Below are 15,236 nucleotides of genomic sequence, written 5' to 3' on the forward strand. Positions count from 1 at the left end.
GATGGCAGCACCCAAGTCCTCGCTCTCCGCGGGGGACCTCGCGCACATTGACGGGCAGCTTGCTGCCACCGACCGGCTGCTGGAACAGAACTACCCGGGCGACGACGGCACCCGCCAGCCCGTGCACACGGTGTACGTGCCCGCGGACCGTTTCACACCGTCGCTCGCGGCCGACTGGGGCGCCCAGGCAATCGCGACGGCGGAAGCCCACGGCGGCTTCGGGAAGCTGGGCCGGCTGCTGGGCCAGGACGCCGGGCTCGCCGAAGCGGTGGCGGACCGCGTCCAGGCCAAGCTCCAGACCGAGCCGATCGAGGACCTTCGCCTCGACTTCGAGGACGGCTTCGGGGACAGGGGCGACGACGCCGAGGACGCCGCCGCCGTTGCCGCGGCGTCCGCCGTGGCGCAGGCCGTGGCGGCGGGGTCCGCTCCCCCGTTCATCGGCATCCGGTTCAAGTGCTTCGAGGCTCCCACCCGGGCCCGTGGCCTGCGGACGCTTGACCTGTTCGTGTCCGGCCTGGCAGCGGCCGGCGAACTGCCGGACGGCCTGGTCCTCACGCTGCCCAAGGTCACCACAGTGGCCCAGGTCCAGGCCATGGACTATGCGGTGTCCCGGCTCGAGGACGTCCACGGCCTGCCGACCGGGCGGCTCCGCTTCGAGGTGCAGGTGGAAACACCGCAGCTGATCCTCGGTCCGGAAGGAACGTCTCCGGTAGCGCAGCTGCCGCATGCCGTGCCCGGGCGGATCAGCGGGTTGCACTACGGCACCTACGACTACTCGGCATCACTCCAGATCTCCGCCGAGTACCAGTCCATGGAGCACCCGGTAGCGGACTTCGCCAAGGAGGTCATGCAGCTCGCCGTGGCAGGCACTGGCATCCGGCTCTCCGACGGGTCCACCAACATCATCCCGGTGGGCGACAACGTGGAGAACGCCTGGCAGCTGCACGGCCGGCTGGTCCGGCGGTCGCTGGAACGGGGCTACTACCAGGGCTGGGACCTGCACCCGGCCCAGCTGCCCAGCCGCTTCGCCGCCACCTATGCCTTCTACCGCGAAGGCCTGCCGGCTGCGGCCGCCCGCCTGCGGAACTATGTGGAGCGGACCGAAGGCGGCGTCATGGACGAACCCGCCACCGCCCGGGCCCTGGCCGCATTCGTCCTGCGCGGCGTCCAGTGCGGGGCAGTGGGTGCGGAGGAAGTCCAGGCACTTGCCGGCGTCGGGCTTCCCCGGCTCACCGCCCTGGCCCATCCGCGGCTGGCCACCACTTCCAACTCGTAAGCAAAGGATCCCATTCATGGGCAAGTACTACTCCCCCAGCGGCGGACTCCCGCCGCAGACCCACCTGACCACCGAGCGCGCCATCGTCACCGAGGCCTACACGGTGATCCCGAAGGGCGTGATGACGGACATCGTCACGTCCAACCTGCCAGGCTTTTCGAACACCCGGTCCTGGATCATCGCCCGCCCCATCTCCGGCTTCGCCACCACCTTCTCCCAGCTGATCGTTGAGATCGGCCCGGGCGGCGGGGCTCCCAAGGCCGAATTCGAGGCCGGAGTGGAGGGCGTCATTTTCGTGACGCGGGGCAAGGTCAACCTCACCCTGGACGGCGAACTGCACCCGCTGGAGGAGGGCGGCTACGCCTACCTGGCCGCGGGTTCGGAATGGGGCCTGGAAAACGTCTCTGACGAGGTCGTGTCCTTCCACTGGATCCGCAAGGCCTACGAGCGCCTTGAAGGGTACGAGGCCAAGTCCTTCGTCACCAACGAAAAGGACGTGGAGCCCACGTCCATGCCGGACACCAATGACGTCTGGAAGACCACGCGGTTCACGGACTCGAACGACCTCGCCCATGACATGCAGGTGAACATCGTGACGTTCCAGCCCGGCGGCGTGATCCCGTTCCCGGAAACCCACGTGATGGAACACGGCCTGTACGTCCTGGAGGGCAAGGCCATGTACCTGCTGAACAACGACTGGGTGGAGGTGGAGGCGGGCGACTTCATGTGGCTGCGCGCCTTCTGCCCGCAGGCCTGCTACGCCGGCGGCCCCGGTGAGTTCCGCTACCTGCTGTACAAGGACATGAACCGCCAGGTGAAGCTGACCTAGGAGCTTCACCCTTCGGGCAAAAGCAGAGGCCGTGATGGTACCCATCACGGCCTCTGCTTTAACTGCTGTTGGTCAGGCGCCCGGGTTGAGGACCACCTTGATGCAGCCGTCTTCCTTCTTCTGGAACTTCTCGTAGAGGGCAGGCGCACCGTCCAGGCCCGAGCGGTGGGTGACCAGGTCCATCACGCCCAGCGGGTCGGCGTCGTCCTCCACCAAGGGAAGCAGCTGGTCGGTCCAGTGCCGTACGTTGCATTGACCCATGCGCAGCTGAAGCTGCTTGTCGAACATGGTCAGCAGCGGCATGGGGCTGGCCTGGCCGCCGTAGACACCGCTCAGCGACAGGGTGCCGCCGCGGCGTACCGCATCAATGGCGGTATGCAGCACCGCGAGCCGGTCCACACCCGCAGTCTCCATCGCCTTTTGCGCCAGCTTGTCCGGCAGGAGCCCCAGCGCCTGGTGCGCAAACCCTGCCACCGGCGAACCGTGCGCTTCCATTCCGACGGCGTCAACTATGCCGTTCGGACCCCTCCCATCGGTCATCTCCCGCAGTTCGTCGGCGACGCCCTTGGCGTAATCGAGGGTTTCGACTCCATGCCGGGCGGCCATCTCGCGCCGTTCCGGAACGGGATCGACGCCGATGACCCGGTAACCACGGTGCGCTCCGATCCGTGCCGCGAACTGGCCCACCGGACCGAGCCCGAAAACCGTCAGGACGCCGCCGGGTTCAACATTGGCGTACTCCACCCCCTGCCAGGCGGTGGGGAGGATGTCCGAGAGGAACAGGTAGCGTTCATCGGGAAGCTCGCTGCCCACCTTGATGGGGCCATAGTCGGCGTGCGGGACGCGCAGGTATTCGGCCTGGCCGCCGGGGACCGACCCATACAGCTCTGAGAAGCCGAACAGGGCTGCGCCGGAGCCCTTCTCTTTCACCTGCGTGGTTTCACACTGCGACTGCAGGCCCTGGCGGCACATGAAGCAGGAGCCGCAGGAAATATTGAACGGAACCACCACGCGGTCGCCCTTGCGGAGGTTGGTAACGCCACTGCCTACTTCCTCCACGATGCCCATCGGCTCGTGGCCAATGACGTCGCCTTTGTGCATGTAGGGGCCCAGGACCTCGTAGAGGTGCAGGTCGGAACCGCAGATCGCGGTGGAGGTGATACGGACGATCGCGTCCGTGGGCTCCTGGATGACGGGATCGGGCACTTCTTCAACGCTTACCGACCGCTTTCCTTGCCACGTCAGTGCTTTCACAGTCTCCCTTTCGTCTTCTTTGCCCCGGGGGTTCTCCCGGGGCGGGGCAGGGCACCCGCGGGCACCCTTTCTTCGACGCTATCTGTTTTGGGCGAAAAAAGTAAGCATGCTGATCAAAAGCTTGTGGGCGCCGTCGACTGCTCATAGCGTAGGGAGAGACAAACGGAAGACCACGCGAAAGAGGAACGCCATGTCGCTGTACCAGCCGGAACCGGTCGAGATCTCCACCCGCATGCGTCCGGGTGAATGGACGGAAGAAAGCCTGGCGGAACTGGTCAGCACCTACCGGACGCGCGTCCGGGAAATGGGGGCGCCGGCCACAGAGGTGGCCACGGACATCGAGCGGGACGACGACGGCTCGGTGAAGGTGGTGGTGTCGTGGACAAAGCCTGCCATCGCCGGCGACGAGGATTCCGTGCCGGGTGGCCAGCCACTGTAACCTGGGCGGCTTCCTAGCGGTGCGGCTGCAACGCAAGCAGCCGGCCGATGGCGCTTGAGCCCAGGTTCTGCAGCAGGTGGCGCGGCCCGTCATAGACCTCAACGGCGCCCGCTTCCCGGAGTTGTGCCGCATGGATTCCACCACAGGTAAGCCCGATGGCGGGAATGCCCAGCGCGCCCGCTGCCTTCATGTCCCATACAGCGTCACCGACGTAAACAGCGTTGGCAGCCTCGACGCCCACGGCTCCCAGGGCGGCTTCCAGGATGTCCGGCGCAGGCTTGCTCTCCTTCGCGTCATTGGCGCTGGTGGCGGCGTCAATGAAGGCGTCTGCCTCCAGCACGGAGCGCATAACCTGCAGGTCCCGTTCCCGCGCCGAGGAAGCCAGGGCCACGGCCACGCCTCCGGCATGGCACTGGCCCAGCAGGTCCTTGGCGCCATCAAAGGCGCGGAGGGAGGGCCAGTGCGAGGCATACAGTGCGCCATGGCTGGCCATGATGTCCTCATCCTCGTCCTGGTTCCGGCCGTCGGGGAGGAGGGTGTCCACTAGCCGGGCGCCGCCCATGCCCACGAGCTGGTGGATGGCCGCCATGGGGACGTCGTGGCCATACTGGCGGAAGGCACCCCACCAGGCGATGGTATGGATGTACGACGAGTCGATCAGCGTTCCGTCGACGTCAAACAGGACCCCCCGGCGGGGGGTGCCAGGGGGTGTGGTGGATTCGGCCATCAGCTCACCGCTGCCCGTCGGGCGCCGGGGGCCTTTTTCAGTTTGGCCGCTTCCTCCTTGGGAGAACTGACGGGCCGGACGCGTTCACGGATAACGGACCCGGCGCCGTCCAGGCTCTTGTCCCGGATCAGGCCCGTACCGGCAATTTCCCGGGCCATCGCAACGCCTGCCACAGCGGCCCGCTTGGTGGGGAAGGTAACCGAGATGGCCATCAGGTTCCCGCTTCCGTCCATCATCCTGATCCGGTAACCGCCGTCAGGGGCATCCACGAGTTCAAAAAATCCGGCCATAACTATCACTCCTCCGTCAATCACGGCACTGTGCTTGGGAGCACTCCATGAGGTGTTAGTAAGTATACTTATCTATCCTGCGAAGGAGAAGTTCCAGCCCCGTCCGCGCCGCCTCAGCGCGTATCCGCCTGTGCAGACGGAAGGGGGGTGTCACTGCGCCGAACCGTATCCTGATGAAGCTCCAGGGCGCTAGTCACAAGGGCGAAGTGGCTGAATGCCTGCGGTGTGTTGCCCAGTTGGCGCCCGGCTTTCACCGCCCATTCCTCGCTCAGCAGCCCCACGTCGTTGCGCAGTTCCAGCAGGCGTTCGAAGAGTTCGCGCGATTCCTCATGGCGCCCGGCTCCCAGGAGCGCCTCCACCATCCAGAATGAGCACGCCAGGAAGACGCCCTCGTCGCCCGGCAGGCCGTCGTCGCTCTCTTCCGGCTTGTATCGCAGCACAAAACCGTCCTGGGTCAGCTCCCGCCGAATGGCGTCGATGGTTCCTATGACCTTGGGGTCGTCGTTCGGCAGGAAACCCACCCTGGGAATCAGCAGCAGGCTGGCATCGAGCTCCGGCCGGCCGTAGGACTGCACAAAAGTATTGCGCCTGGCATCGAAACCGTTGGCCATGATGTCCCCGCGGATCTGCTCCCGCAGCGCCTCCCAGCGCTCCACCGGCCCCGGCAGCCCGGACTCCCGCACGCCCTTCACCATCCGGTCCGCGGCCACCCACGCCATCACCTTGGAGTGGGTGAAATGCCGGCGCGGCCCGCGCATCTCCCAGAGCCCGTTGTCCGGCTGGTCCCAGATGGTTTCCAGGTGCTCCATCAGGGCAATCTGCACGTCCCAGGCCTCATCAGTGTGCTTCAGCAGCGAGTTCCGGGTCAGCGCGAGGCAGTCAAGGACCTCGCCCCACACGTCCAGCTGGAACTGCTCCGCCGCCGCGTTTCCGATCCGGACGGGCGCCGAGTTCTCGTAGCCCTTCAGCCAGGGCAGCTCCATCTCGGGCAGCCGCCGCTCGCCATGGATTCCGTACATGATCTGCAGGTCGGCGGGGTCGCCGGCCACGGCCCGGAGCAGCCAGTCCCGCCAGGCGGCCGCCTCGGCGGTGTATCCGGCGGCCAGCAGGGCCTGCAAGGTCATGGCGGCATCCCGCAGCCAGCAGTAGCGGTAATCCCAGTTCCGCTGGCCGCCCGGCTGCTCCGGAAGGGATGTGGTGACGGCGGCGACGATTCCCCCGGTGGGGGCATAGGTGAGCGCCTTGAGCGTCACCAGGGAGCGGACCACCGCGTCCTGGTACTTCCCCTTGACGGTGCACTGCGAGGACCAGCCCCGCCAGAATGCGTAGGTGCTCTCAAGGACGTCCTCGGCATCAACGCTGACCGGCCGTCCCACGTGGCTTGGTGCCCAGGTCAGCACGAACGGCACCTTCTCGCCGGCGCTCACGGTGAAATCGCTGACGGTGTGCATGTTCTCGCCGTGCAGGGGCGCAGGGGTGACCAGGTAGACGGCGTCCGGGCCGGCAATGGCGTGCAGCCCGCGCTTGTCCTTGCGGACCCACGGCACGATGTGGCCGTAGTCGAACCTCAGGACCAACTCCCCGCGCATCTTGACGGTGCCGCTGATGCCCTCCACGATGCGGACAATGTCAGCAACCGAATCCCTGGGCGGCATGAAGTCCGTGACCCGCACCGTTCCGTCCGGCGTCTCCCACTCCGTATCCAGCACCAGGCTGCCGTCGCGGTAGCTCCGCCGGGTGCACGCTCCGCCGCCCTCCGGCGCCAGCAGCCAGCGACCCGAGTCAGGGGTATCCAGCAGCGCGTTGAAGCACGCCGGGGAATCGAACCGCGGGAGGCAGAGCCAGTCAATCGAGCCTTCCTTGCTGACCAGCGCCCCTGTTTGAAGGTCGCCAACTACCGCATAGTCTTCGATTCGCGCCATAACATTACCCTGCCACACAGGGCTCCGAAGGGAAGGGCAATGTGCAGGTGTAGCCTGAGGCAAATGGCAATCCATATCGGCACCTCCGGCTGGAGCTACGACCACTGGGAAAACGTCCTGTACCCGCCCGGGTTGCCCGTCCGGGACAGGCTCCAGTGCTACGTCGCCAGGTTCAGCACGGTTGAACTGAACGCCAGCTTCTACCGGTGGCCCCGGGACACCACCTTCGCAGGCTGGAACAGGCGCCTCCCGCCCGGATTCAGCATGTCCGTCAAGGCACCCCGCGGGCTGACCCATGCACGCAAGCTCTATTCACCGGAAGTGTGGATTGAACGCATCACCAGGTGCTGGCATGAGCTGGGGGACAAACGGGCCGTGCTCCTGGTCCAGCTGCCGCCGCAGCTGGAGCGCGACGACGCCCGGCTGGACTATTTCCTGGCTGCCCTCCCCTCCTGGGTCAGGGTGGCCGTGGAGTTCAGGCACCCCAGTTGGGACTGCCCCGAAGTGTTCACCCTGCTGGAGCGGCACCAGGCGGCCTACTGCATCATGAGCGGCGCCAACCTCCCGTGCATCCTGCGGACCACGGCGCCGTTCGCCTACGTCCGGCTTCACGGTCCGGACCACGAACACCTGTATGGCGGCTCCTACTCGGACGCAGACATGCACTGGTGGGCAGACCGCATCCGCGAGTGGGACGGCGCGGGCATCGACGTGTACGCCTACTTCAACAACGACGGCGGCGGGAACGCTGTGCGGAACGCCGAGACCCTGCGGGCTTTCCTGGGCGTCAGCTGATGCCTGCTGCCGCCCTGTGGCAGAGTTAGGGCATGGACATGGCTCCGCAGAACCCAGCCCAGGACGCGGCACACGCACCGCGGCAGAACAAAAAAGGCCAGTACGCGCTGTCGGGAAACCAGTTCTTCCGGCTGGCGCACCGGCTCTCTGATGCGGTCAACGATGTCCGGATCACCCTCGCCAAACGGTGGGACTTCGTGCCGCAGACCATCGCCTACCAGGGCTACGGTTCCACCACCCGGGTACGGGTACTGGGGCGCGTGCTGCTGACCCAGAAGCCGCTGCCGGGGAGCAAAGCCGAGCACGAAGCGAAAAACGGGAACCAGAACATCCGGGGCTGGCGCGCCTTCACGGGGGTGCCGCTGCAGTTTACCGACGTCGAAATCACCATCGGTGACGTCGTCACCCACGTTACGGCGGACCGGGGCGGACTCATCGACACCGAGGTGGATGTCCAGCTGTCTCCTGGCTGGCACACGGCAGTCCTGCGCGCGGAGGGAACCGAGCCGGCGGAAGCACTGATCCAGGTCATCGCGCCCGGCGTGCAATTCGGCATCGTCTCCGACATCGACGACACCGTCATGGTGACCGCCCTGCCGCGGCCGTTCCTGGCACTGTGGAACACCTTCGTGCTCAGCGAACGGGCGCGCATGGCCACGCCGGGAATGGCCGTGCTGCTGGACCGGCTGACCATTGAGCACCCTGAAGCTCCTGTCATCTACCTGTCCACCGGCCCCTGGAACGCCGCCCCTACGCTGGGGCGCTTCCTGACCCGCAACATGTACCCCAAGGGCGCGCTGCTGTTGACGGACTGGGGCCTTACCCAGGACCGCTGGTTCCGCAGCGGCCAGGACCACAAGCACCGCAACCTGGAGCGGCTCGCCGAGGAATTCCCGGACATGCGGTGGCTCCTGATCGGCGACAACGGCCAGCATGATGAGGCCATCTACTCCGCCTTCGCCGCGGGGAACCCGGAAAAGGTTGCGGCCATCGCCATCCGGCAGCTGTCCGTCAGCGAATCGGTCTTCGCCGGCGGCCACTCCGAGGACGGCGACCACACCACCTCCCGGGTGCCGTGGATCTACTCCCCGGACGGCGCCGGCATCGCCAAGCAGCTCGCCTTGCTGGACCTGCTCCGGGGCTGACCATTCCGGTGCCGGCCCCGTTGCGTCCTACGCGCCGGCACCCAGGGGTGCGCCGTCGTCGGGCGCTTCATTGCCCAACAGCTCCCCGCTGTCGAGCAAATCCCCGCTGTCCAGCAAATCCCCATTGTCCAGCGAATCCCCATTGTCCAGCGAATCCCCGCGGCCCAGCAGATCCGGAACCACTGCCTGGGCGATCGTGGCGTCGGCAGCGGCAGCCAGGTCACGTTCCTCGATGAGCTCCTGGTACCAGAAGTAGGATGCCTTGGGCGTGCGGTCCAGTGTTTCGAAGTCCACGTGCAGCAGGCCAAAGGGCTGCTTGTAGCCGGCGGACCACTCGAAGTTGTCCAGGAAGGACCACACGTAGTAGCCACGCAGGTCAACGGACTCCGCCACTCCGCCGGGCGCCGTGGCGCGCAGTGCGGTTTCAAGGTGGTCGGAGATGTACTTCAGCCGCCGCTCATCCGGGATGAACCGGGTGTTGGTGGACTTGTCCCGGACGATGATGTCCTCGAAGCTGGCACCGCCTTCGGTGATGATCACGGGAGGCAGGTTGGGGTACCGCTCGGCCATCTCCTTCAGTGCCACGGCCATGTACTCCGGCTTGACCGGCCACCCGTAGGCGGTGATGTCCGCTTCCGGCCAGGCTTCCACGTGGAATGGCGTTGCGCCGCTGCCCGTGGCGTTGAGGTCGCTGCCCATGGCTTCCGCCATGCTTGACGGGACCGTGCCGCCGCCGGGTCCCGCCGCCACCTTGGTGGGCATGTAGTAGTTAAGCCCGTAGAAGTCCAGGGGTTGGGAAATGATCTCCATGTCATCTTCGGGGTGGTCGAAGGAGCTGAAGAACTTCGCGGCGCGGATCAGGTCGGGGTATTTGCCCGTCAGGACCGGGTCCGCGTAGAGCCGGTTCTGGCCCAGGTCCATGGCCCCGGCGCTGATCTTGTCCAGCGGGTTGATCGAGTTCGGCACCATGGGCGAGTAGACGTTGGTCATCCCGATTTCGCCAGGCACCTTGGCAGCGCGCAGGGCCTGGACGGCGAGCCCGTGGCCCAGCAGCTGGTGGTGGACGGTGGGGAAGGCGCCCAGGGCAAGCTCCTTGCCGGGTGAGTGCAGGCCGAATGCGTAGCCATTCGCGCTCACGGTTGCCGGTTCGTTGATGGTGACCCAGCGGGCCACCCGGTCCCCGAACGCCTCAGCCACGATGGCTGCGTACTCCCCCAGCCGGTAGGCGGTGTCCCGGTTCATCCAGCCGCCTGCTTCATCCAGTTCCAGGGGCGTGTCCCAGTGGTAGATGGTGGCCATGGGCGAGATCCCGTTGGCCAGGAGCTCATCGAGGAGCCGGTCATAAAACGCCAGCCCTGCCCGGTTGGCAGGGCCGGTCCCGCCGGGCTGGATGCGCGGCCAGGAGAAGGAGAACCGGTAGGAATCGACACCCAACTGCTTCAGAAGGGCCACGTCCTGCGGCATCCGGTGGTAATGGTCCGTGGCCACCACGGGGCTGTGGTCCTCCACGATGGCGCCGGGCCTGGCCGCGAACCTGTCCCAGCCCGAGGGCCCGCGGCCATCCTCTTCCAGCGCCCCTTCAATCTGGAATGCTGCGGTTGCGACGCCAAGGGTGAACCCCGGGGGGATGAGTGCTGCGAGGTCCTTGGCGGTGATGTGCATTGGGGTCCAGCCTTTTGGTCACGGTGGTTTGGGTACGTCCCAGAATGTCACAGCGGAGGACGACTGACGAGCAGCAACTCCGCGCGGGCACCGGCGGCTACTGTGAGCCGAAAAGGAACTCCTTGGCGTGCGCCACGGCCTTGCGGAAGGCGTCATTGCGCAGGGTCACCAGGTGCTCCGAATCGCCGTCCGACGGTTCCAGGTAGCCGGTGTACCCGGGCCGCAGGACCCAGATGTCCCCGGCCGGGGGCAGGTAGAACACGCCGAATGAACGCTGCTGCCTCTCGTCGGCCGTCCAGACCGGGACCACCGCCAAGGCTGCCCCGGTGGCCGGATTGATCCACTGCGCGCGCGGCAGCGGCTGTTCGTGCGCCTCGGGGTCAAGGAAGGGCGCGGTCCCCGGACCCCAGCGCTGCTCAAAGCGCTCATGGAATGCGGGAATGAGGTGTGAATCGTAGCGCCGCCAGTCGCTCATGCAGCTTTCCGCCTCCTTGGATAAATGGCACTGCGTTGGTTGGTTTCCTGGTTCAGGGCCGGATTCAGGACCTGGCCCGCTTTCAGGCTCAGGGCCCGCTTTCAGGCCCAGGGCCCGCTTTCCCACCGCACCGGCGTGACACGGATGGCAGGCCCGGACGGGCCGCCGGTGCTGCGGACTTTCCGGACCGGGACGACGGTGGGCGCCCCTGCCGCCAGCCGCCGGTCGTAATCGGCCCGGCGTCCGGGGTCACGCAGCACGTTGAACGCCTGCATGATCCCCAGGAGCTCGTCACGCTGCCCGGGGGTGCCCGCCACCGCCGGCTGGCTCCCCCTTGCCTGGTTGTTCCCGTCCGCCTGCGCGCCGTCCATGTCCGGATGGTGGCTGCGCATGAGGGCCCGGTACGCATGGGAGATTTCCTGCCGGGTGGCATCCCGGCCCACGCCGAGGATGGTGTAGTAATCGGGAATGTCGTTCATGCCGGCCTCCTTCTCCGCCGGTGCCCCTGCCGGGCCGGCAGGGGCACGCGAAGGAACACCCTACGTGTTGATCTGCTGCATCCCGCCCTGCCCGGTCTGGATTTCGATCCTGCGCGGCTTGGCCCGTTCAGCAACCGGTATCCGCAGGGTCAGGACGCCCTGGTCGTAGCTGGCCTTGATCTTGTCGGTGTCCAGGGTGTCGCCCAGGATCAGTTGGCGGCTGAACACGCCGCGGGGGCGCTCAGAGGCCACCAGCTCCACATTGGGCTGCGTGGGGTCCTGGCGCTCGGCCCGCACCGTCAGGACGTTCCGCTCGACGTTCAGGTCCAGCGAATCCACCTTCACGCCGGGAAGGTCGAACGCCACCACGAATTCGCCGTCCTCCTGCCAGGCATCCATGGGCATGGCTGCCGGACGGGCGGCGGTCCCAAAGACCTGCTGCGTGAGCCGGTCCAGCTCACGGAACGGGTCAGTACGCATCAACATCATTTCCCACTCCTTCGGCTTCCAAGTGTTGATCCGCGTCTGCTCCACCATCACCGAATCTATGGTGGTGGATATAGATTTTTTATAGCACTCGTGGGAAACTGAAGCAAGACACGGGCCGCAGCGATTTTTGGGAGTACACATGGCAGAACCTGACGCGGGACGGCATGCGCGCTCCGCCGGCTCACGGGCGCTGTACGCCATCTCGGTGGCCGCAGAGCTCACGGGAACCGGGCAGCAGAACATCAGGCTGTACGAAACCAAGGGGCTGCTGACCCCGTCGAGGACGGCAGGCGGCACCCGGCAGTACAGCGATGACGACATCGCCGTACTGCAGCGGATCGGCGAGCTCCTCGAGGAGGGGCTGAACCTGGCAGGCGTTGCCAAGGTCCTGGAGCTGGAGGCGGCGAACGTGAAACTGCACAGGGCCCTGAAGCGCGCCAAATCGCGGCCGCAGTGAAGCAGCCTGCGTGAATGGACCGGGTGACGCAACCGGAATCAAGCAGGTGCAGTGAATCAGCCGCAATGAATTAGCCTGCCGGGGAGGGCGTTACTCCCGGGCGGAATCTTCCTTCGACAGCTCTCCCGTGACCGGCTCCCCCGGGATTCGCGCAGTCCGCCAGGTGTCCAGCGCGATGACTCCGCCCAGGATGAGCAACGACAGTGAAAACGATGCAAGGGTGTCGGTGGGCCAGTGGTAGCCCAGATAGAGGCGGCTGGCGATGGCGAGGATGATTCCGATCCCGGCCCCGATGAAACCGAAGACCGCTGACCGCGGGTTCCGGCGTCGGGAGAAGATCAGGTAGGCGCCCACCAACAGGAAGTCGCAGGCTCCCAGGACGTGCCCGGACGGGTAGGAGAAGGTCTGGTCCGCACCGAACAGCATTTGGTCCACGGGAGGCCGCGAGCGCTGGACGATGTGCAGGATGATCTGGGAGATGATCACGCCGGTCAGCATCGCGGACGCCAGCAGGATGGGGCGCCAGGCGTGTTTGGCCGCGAAGCCCCAGACGAGGATCACCACCAGCACGATGATGGGCAGGGCGATGGGGCCGAAGAACACGGCCAGGAAGATCATGAAGGCGGTAAGTGCCGCTGAGCGGGTTGTCAGCAGCCAGTCGTGCACCGGCTGGTCTGCAACGGTAAGGCCGCCGGCCTGCACCACGCTGACCAGCGTGGCGATAAAGAGTGCCAGCCCCACCACGGCCAGGATGACCGATGCACGGTAAAGGCGCCGCCGGTCGGCAGGGTCGATGTAGCGCTCCTCCACCACGAACTTCTCATGGAAGGTGTGCCACCTGCCGGAGTTTCTCTCGGTGACTGCGGAACCTGCTGATTTCTGTGCCAATGTGCTGCCCGTCCCTGCGCCCTGTTGAATGCACGCCATACACGCGTGTTGTTGAATGCCTAGGCTGAAGATTATCCCCATGAAAGGCCATCCACTCCATCACCGGGTCGCTGGCCATGGCGCCGGCCCCGGCCAGGAAGGGCACCAGGGCGGCGGCCATGGCTGGCGGCAGGCCGACCCGGGCGACTAATACGACCCGGTGGTGAACTGCCAGCTCCGGCTGGCCAGCGTGTTGCCGGCGAGGTCGCGGATACCGGAGGCCCCTCCAACCAGGGTCACCGTATACCGGGCCTTGGCGGCCAGGGGTTCCTGGGGATCGAGAATCCACTGGTTGGTGGTGCCGTTGCGGTAGACGGAGGCTGCCACCAAGGCGCCGGTTGAAGCGTTCTTCAGCGTGAAGGTGGTGGTGCCGGTGCCCTGGACGGCTTCGCTGAAGGTGGCGCTGACGTTGCTGTTCCTGCGGACCAGGAGCGCGTTGCTGCCCGGGGTGTAGCTGGTGAGGGTGGGCGCCGGGCCGGTAGTGAAACTCCAGCTGGTGGTGGCCAGTGGTGTGCCTGCGGCGTCCCGGATGGCAGAGGTTCCGCCGGCCAGGGTGGCCGTGTAGGTGGTGTCCGCGGCGAGATTTGCGGCCGGGTCAAGGGTGGCGGTCCTGGTGGTTGCGTTGTATGTGACGGTGGCGGCGATGCTGGCCCCTGCGGCGTTTTTGAGCACGAAGGTCGTGGCGGACACGCCCTGGACGGCGGCGCTGAACGTGGCCGCCACATTCGTGCCCGCGGCCACAGCAGTGGCCTTGGCGGCCGGCGAAACCGAGGTGATGGTCGGGGCAGGAGCCGTGGCAGGAGCCGCGGCGTCCGCGCCCGTAAACAGCAGGCGGTTCGGGGTCCCCGCGGTGGCACCGGTGACCACGCCGGCCGTGGCATTGGCTGCCAGTGCCGCGGCTACGTCGGCCGGTGCCAGGGCAGGGTTCTGCGAGAGCAGCAGGGCTGCGGCGCCGGCGGTATGCGGAGCCGCCATGGACGTTCCGGACATGGAGGCCGTGGCCGTGGTGGAGGTGTAGTAGTCGGAGGTGATGCCGACGCCGGGAGCATACAGGTCGACGCAGGACCCAAAGTTGGAGAACGATGCCTGCTTGTCGGTGGAATCGCTGGCCGCCACGGTGACGGCCCCGGGGACGCGGGCAGGTGAGCCTGTGCAGGCGTCCACAGCGGAGTTGCCTGCGGCCACCACAGTAGTGACGCCGTCAGCCAGGACGGCCTGGACGGCGTTGTCCACCGTGCTGCTGGCCGCTCCGCCGAGGCTGAGGTTGGCCACGGCCGGTGTTCCGGCGGCATGGTTTGCGGCGATCCAGTCCAGGCCGGCCACCACGTCCGAGTTGTAGCCCGACCCGCTGCAGTCCAGCACCCTGACCGGCACCAGGGTGGCGCTCTTGGCGACGCCGTACATGGACCCGGCCACAGTTCCGGCCACGTGGGTGCCGTGGCCGTTGCAGTCTGTGGTGCCGTTGCCGTCCGCCACGGCGGTCCAGCCCGCCGCCACGCGGCCGCCAAAGTCGGTGTGCGAGGCCAGGATGCCGGTGTCCACCACGTAGGCCGTCACACCGGCGCCGGACCCGGTCCACGAGTAGCTGCCGGAGAGCGGCAGTGCCCGCTGGTCGGCACGGTCCAGGCCCCAGGGGGCCGGCTGCTCGGTTCCGGAAAGCTTGACGGGGGCGTCCGGTTCCACGGACAGCACCTTCCCCGACCTGGCAAGGGCTGCTGCCTGGGCGGGAGTTGCGGTGACAACGGCACCATGGATTGCGTGCTCAAAAGTGCGGCCGACGGCGAGGCCCTGGCCGCGCAGTCCGGCCGCCTCGGCGGTGACGTCTGCAGAGGGGGCGTACTGGACGATGTAGCGGCCGGTTGCGGCGGCGGCGGGCTGGACAGCGACAGCAGCCGCGACAGGAGCAGCGGCAGCGGGAAGGGCCGCCGTGGAAAGGGCGGCGGTGGAAAGCAGCGCCGTGAGGGCAGGCAGCACGAAGAGGGGGCTACGAATTTTGGGGTCCTTGTGGTGGCGGAGCGGGCCCGCCCCGGGTCGCGGAATCTGCCCGGGAACAGGTAAAGGATGGCTGTA

General features: G+C 66.8%; 16 protein-coding genes. 6 read left to right on the forward strand and 10 right to left on the reverse strand.

Going from position 1 to position 15,236, the window contains the following annotated elements:
- Position 1: 1 nt before the first annotated feature.
- Both VIK36_RS18540 and VIK36_RS18545 read left to right on the forward strand, forming a co-directional pair.
- The gene (locus VIK36_RS18540) at positions 2-1,276 is read left to right on the forward strand and encodes a DUF6986 family protein (RefSeq protein ID WP_324643147.1); all 1,275 of its coding nucleotides are present in this window, start codon (positions 2-4) and stop codon (positions 1,274-1,276) included.
- A 16-nt stretch (positions 1,277-1,292) separates the two neighbouring features.
- The gene (locus VIK36_RS18545; RefSeq protein WP_159630628.1) at positions 1,293-2,105 is read left to right on the forward strand and encodes a bifunctional allantoicase/(S)-ureidoglycine aminohydrolase; all 813 of its coding nucleotides are present in this window, start codon (positions 1,293-1,295) and stop codon (positions 2,103-2,105) included.
- Between the two features lie 72 nt (positions 2,106-2,177).
- Here the strand turns inward: VIK36_RS18545 and VIK36_RS18550 are convergent, their stop codons facing one another.
- Complete coding sequence (locus tag VIK36_RS18550; RefSeq protein ID WP_255173297.1) at positions 2,178-3,359, reverse strand: zinc-dependent alcohol dehydrogenase; 1,182 nt, start codon at positions 3,357-3,359, stop codon at positions 2,178-2,180.
- A gap of 190 nt (positions 3,360-3,549) precedes the next feature.
- Between VIK36_RS18550 and VIK36_RS18555 the strand changes: the two genes are divergently transcribed.
- Entirely contained in the window at positions 3,550-3,798 is a 249-nt protein-coding gene (locus VIK36_RS18555) for a hypothetical protein (RefSeq protein WP_324643148.1), read from the forward strand.
- 13 nt (positions 3,799-3,811) lie between these two features.
- On the opposite strand, the gene VIK36_RS18560 is transcribed toward VIK36_RS18555, so the two are convergent.
- The 3 genes from VIK36_RS18560 to VIK36_RS18570 form a co-directional block, all read right to left on the reverse strand.
- Positions 3,812-4,525, reverse strand: a complete 714-nt coding sequence (locus tag VIK36_RS18560) for an HAD family hydrolase (protein ID WP_324643149.1) — start codon at positions 4,523-4,525, stop codon at positions 3,812-3,814.
- The gene (locus VIK36_RS18565; protein ID WP_324643150.1) at positions 4,525-4,815 is read right to left on the reverse strand and encodes a hypothetical protein; all 291 of its coding nucleotides are present in this window, start codon (positions 4,813-4,815) and stop codon (positions 4,525-4,527) included. The genes VIK36_RS18560 and VIK36_RS18565 overlap by 1 nt, the downstream gene beginning before the upstream one ends.
- Before the next feature lie 113 nt (positions 4,816-4,928).
- Positions 4,929-6,737 (reverse strand): glycoside hydrolase family 15 protein, encoded by a 1,809-nt coding sequence (locus VIK36_RS18570; RefSeq protein WP_324643151.1) that lies wholly within the window; start codon positions 6,735-6,737, stop codon positions 4,929-4,931.
- 63 nt (positions 6,738-6,800) lie between these two features.
- On the opposite strand from VIK36_RS18570, the gene VIK36_RS18575 reads away from it, so the two are divergent.
- Both VIK36_RS18575 and VIK36_RS18580 read left to right on the forward strand, forming a co-directional pair.
- Positions 6,801-7,532, forward strand: coding sequence for a DUF72 domain-containing protein (locus VIK36_RS18575; protein ID WP_324643152.1), 732 nt, complete (start codon positions 6,801-6,803; stop codon positions 7,530-7,532).
- Positions 7,533-7,564: 32 nt separating this feature from the next.
- Positions 7,565-8,677 carry an App1 family protein gene (locus tag VIK36_RS18580; RefSeq protein WP_324643153.1) on the forward strand — a complete coding sequence of 371 codons (1,113 nt, stop codon included), beginning with the start codon at positions 7,565-7,567 and terminating at the stop codon, positions 8,675-8,677.
- A gap of 27 nt (positions 8,678-8,704) precedes the next feature.
- Here VIK36_RS18580 and VIK36_RS18585 read toward each other — a convergent pair whose 3' ends face one another.
- The 4 genes from VIK36_RS18585 to VIK36_RS18600 all read right to left on the reverse strand — a co-directional run bounded on the left by VIK36_RS18585 (position 8,705) and on the right by VIK36_RS18600 (position 11,779).
- Positions 8,705-10,339 carry a glycoside hydrolase family 1 protein gene (locus tag VIK36_RS18585; RefSeq protein WP_324643154.1) on the reverse strand — a complete coding sequence of 545 codons (1,635 nt, stop codon included), beginning with the start codon at positions 10,337-10,339 and terminating at the stop codon, positions 8,705-8,707.
- A gap of 97 nt (positions 10,340-10,436) precedes the next feature.
- A complete protein-coding gene (locus VIK36_RS18590) occupies positions 10,437-10,814 on the reverse strand; it encodes a hypothetical protein (RefSeq protein WP_224027071.1) in 378 nt (125 codons plus the stop codon).
- A gap of 101 nt (positions 10,815-10,915) precedes the next feature.
- Positions 10,916-11,293, reverse strand: coding sequence for a J domain-containing protein (locus VIK36_RS18595; protein WP_324643156.1), 378 nt, complete (start codon positions 11,291-11,293; stop codon positions 10,916-10,918).
- Positions 11,294-11,353: 60 nt separating this feature from the next.
- On the reverse strand, positions 11,354-11,779 hold the full coding sequence (locus VIK36_RS18600) for an Hsp20/alpha crystallin family protein (RefSeq protein ID WP_255175662.1): 426 nt from the start codon (positions 11,777-11,779) through the stop codon (positions 11,354-11,356).
- A gap of 142 nt (positions 11,780-11,921) precedes the next feature.
- Here VIK36_RS18600 and VIK36_RS18605 point away from each other — a divergent pair, with 142 nt between their 5' ends.
- Complete coding sequence (locus VIK36_RS18605; RefSeq protein WP_324643157.1) at positions 11,922-12,239, forward strand: MerR family transcriptional regulator; 318 nt, start codon at positions 11,922-11,924, stop codon at positions 12,237-12,239.
- A 90-nt stretch (positions 12,240-12,329) separates the two neighbouring features.
- Here the strand turns inward: VIK36_RS18605 and VIK36_RS18610 are convergent, their stop codons facing one another.
- Together VIK36_RS18610 and VIK36_RS18615 are read right to left on the reverse strand one after the other, a co-directional pair.
- Positions 12,330-13,127 carry a phosphatase PAP2 family protein gene (locus VIK36_RS18610; RefSeq protein WP_255173307.1) on the reverse strand — a complete coding sequence of 266 codons (798 nt, stop codon included), beginning with the start codon at positions 13,125-13,127 and terminating at the stop codon, positions 12,330-12,332.
- Positions 13,128-13,313: 186 nt separating this feature from the next.
- Positions 13,314-15,140: a S8 family serine peptidase gene (locus tag VIK36_RS18615; protein WP_324643158.1), complete on the reverse strand. Its 1,827-nt coding sequence runs from the start codon at positions 15,138-15,140 to the stop codon at positions 13,314-13,316.
- Positions 15,141-15,236 lie beyond the last annotated feature (96 nt).

The sequence above is a fragment of the Pseudarthrobacter sp. LT1 genome (assembly GCF_035621795.1).
Classification (GTDB): Bacteria; Actinomycetota; Actinomycetes; order Actinomycetales; family Micrococcaceae; genus Arthrobacter.

What these genes read in the sequence shown, in the direction of transcription:
- VIK36_RS18545 (WP_159630628.1), top strand. Translation starts at nt 1,293, where the DNA reads ATGGGCAAGTACTACTCCCCCAGCGGCGGACTCCCGCCGCAGACCCAC.
- VIK36_RS18540 (WP_324643147.1), top strand. Translation starts at nt 2, where the DNA reads ATGGCAGCACCCAAGTCCTCGCTCTCCGCGGGGGACCTCGCGCACATT.
- VIK36_RS18580 (WP_324643153.1), top strand. Translation starts at nt 7,565, where the DNA reads ATGGACATGGCTCCGCAGAACCCAGCCCAGGACGCGGCACACGCACCG.
- VIK36_RS18585 (WP_324643154.1), bottom strand. Translation starts at nt 10,339, where the DNA reads ATGCACATCACCGCCAAGGACCTCGCAGCACTCATCCCCCCGGGGTTC.
- VIK36_RS18605 (WP_324643157.1), top strand. Translation starts at nt 11,922, where the DNA reads ATGGCAGAACCTGACGCGGGACGGCATGCGCGCTCCGCCGGCTCACGG.
- VIK36_RS18555 (WP_324643148.1), top strand. Translation starts at nt 3,550, where the DNA reads ATGTCGCTGTACCAGCCGGAACCGGTCGAGATCTCCACCCGCATGCGT.
- VIK36_RS18590 (WP_224027071.1), bottom strand. Translation starts at nt 10,814, where the DNA reads ATGAGCGACTGGCGGCGCTACGATTCACACCTCATTCCCGCATTCCAT.
- VIK36_RS18600 (WP_255175662.1), bottom strand. Translation starts at nt 11,779, where the DNA reads ATGTTGATGCGTACTGACCCGTTCCGTGAGCTGGACCGGCTCACGCAG.
- VIK36_RS18560 (WP_324643149.1), bottom strand. Translation starts at nt 4,525, where the DNA reads ATGGCCGAATCCACCACACCCCCTGGCACCCCCCGCCGGGGGGTCCTG.
- VIK36_RS18570 (WP_324643151.1), bottom strand. Translation starts at nt 6,737, where the DNA reads ATGGCGCGAATCGAAGACTATGCGGTAGTTGGCGACCTTCAAACAGGG.
- VIK36_RS18595 (WP_324643156.1), bottom strand. Translation starts at nt 11,293, where the DNA reads ATGAACGACATTCCCGATTACTACACCATCCTCGGCGTGGGCCGGGAT.
- VIK36_RS18575 (WP_324643152.1), top strand. Translation starts at nt 6,801, where the DNA reads ATGGCAATCCATATCGGCACCTCCGGCTGGAGCTACGACCACTGGGAA.
- VIK36_RS18565 (WP_324643150.1), bottom strand. Translation starts at nt 4,815, where the DNA reads ATGGCCGGATTTTTTGAACTCGTGGATGCCCCTGACGGCGGTTACCGG.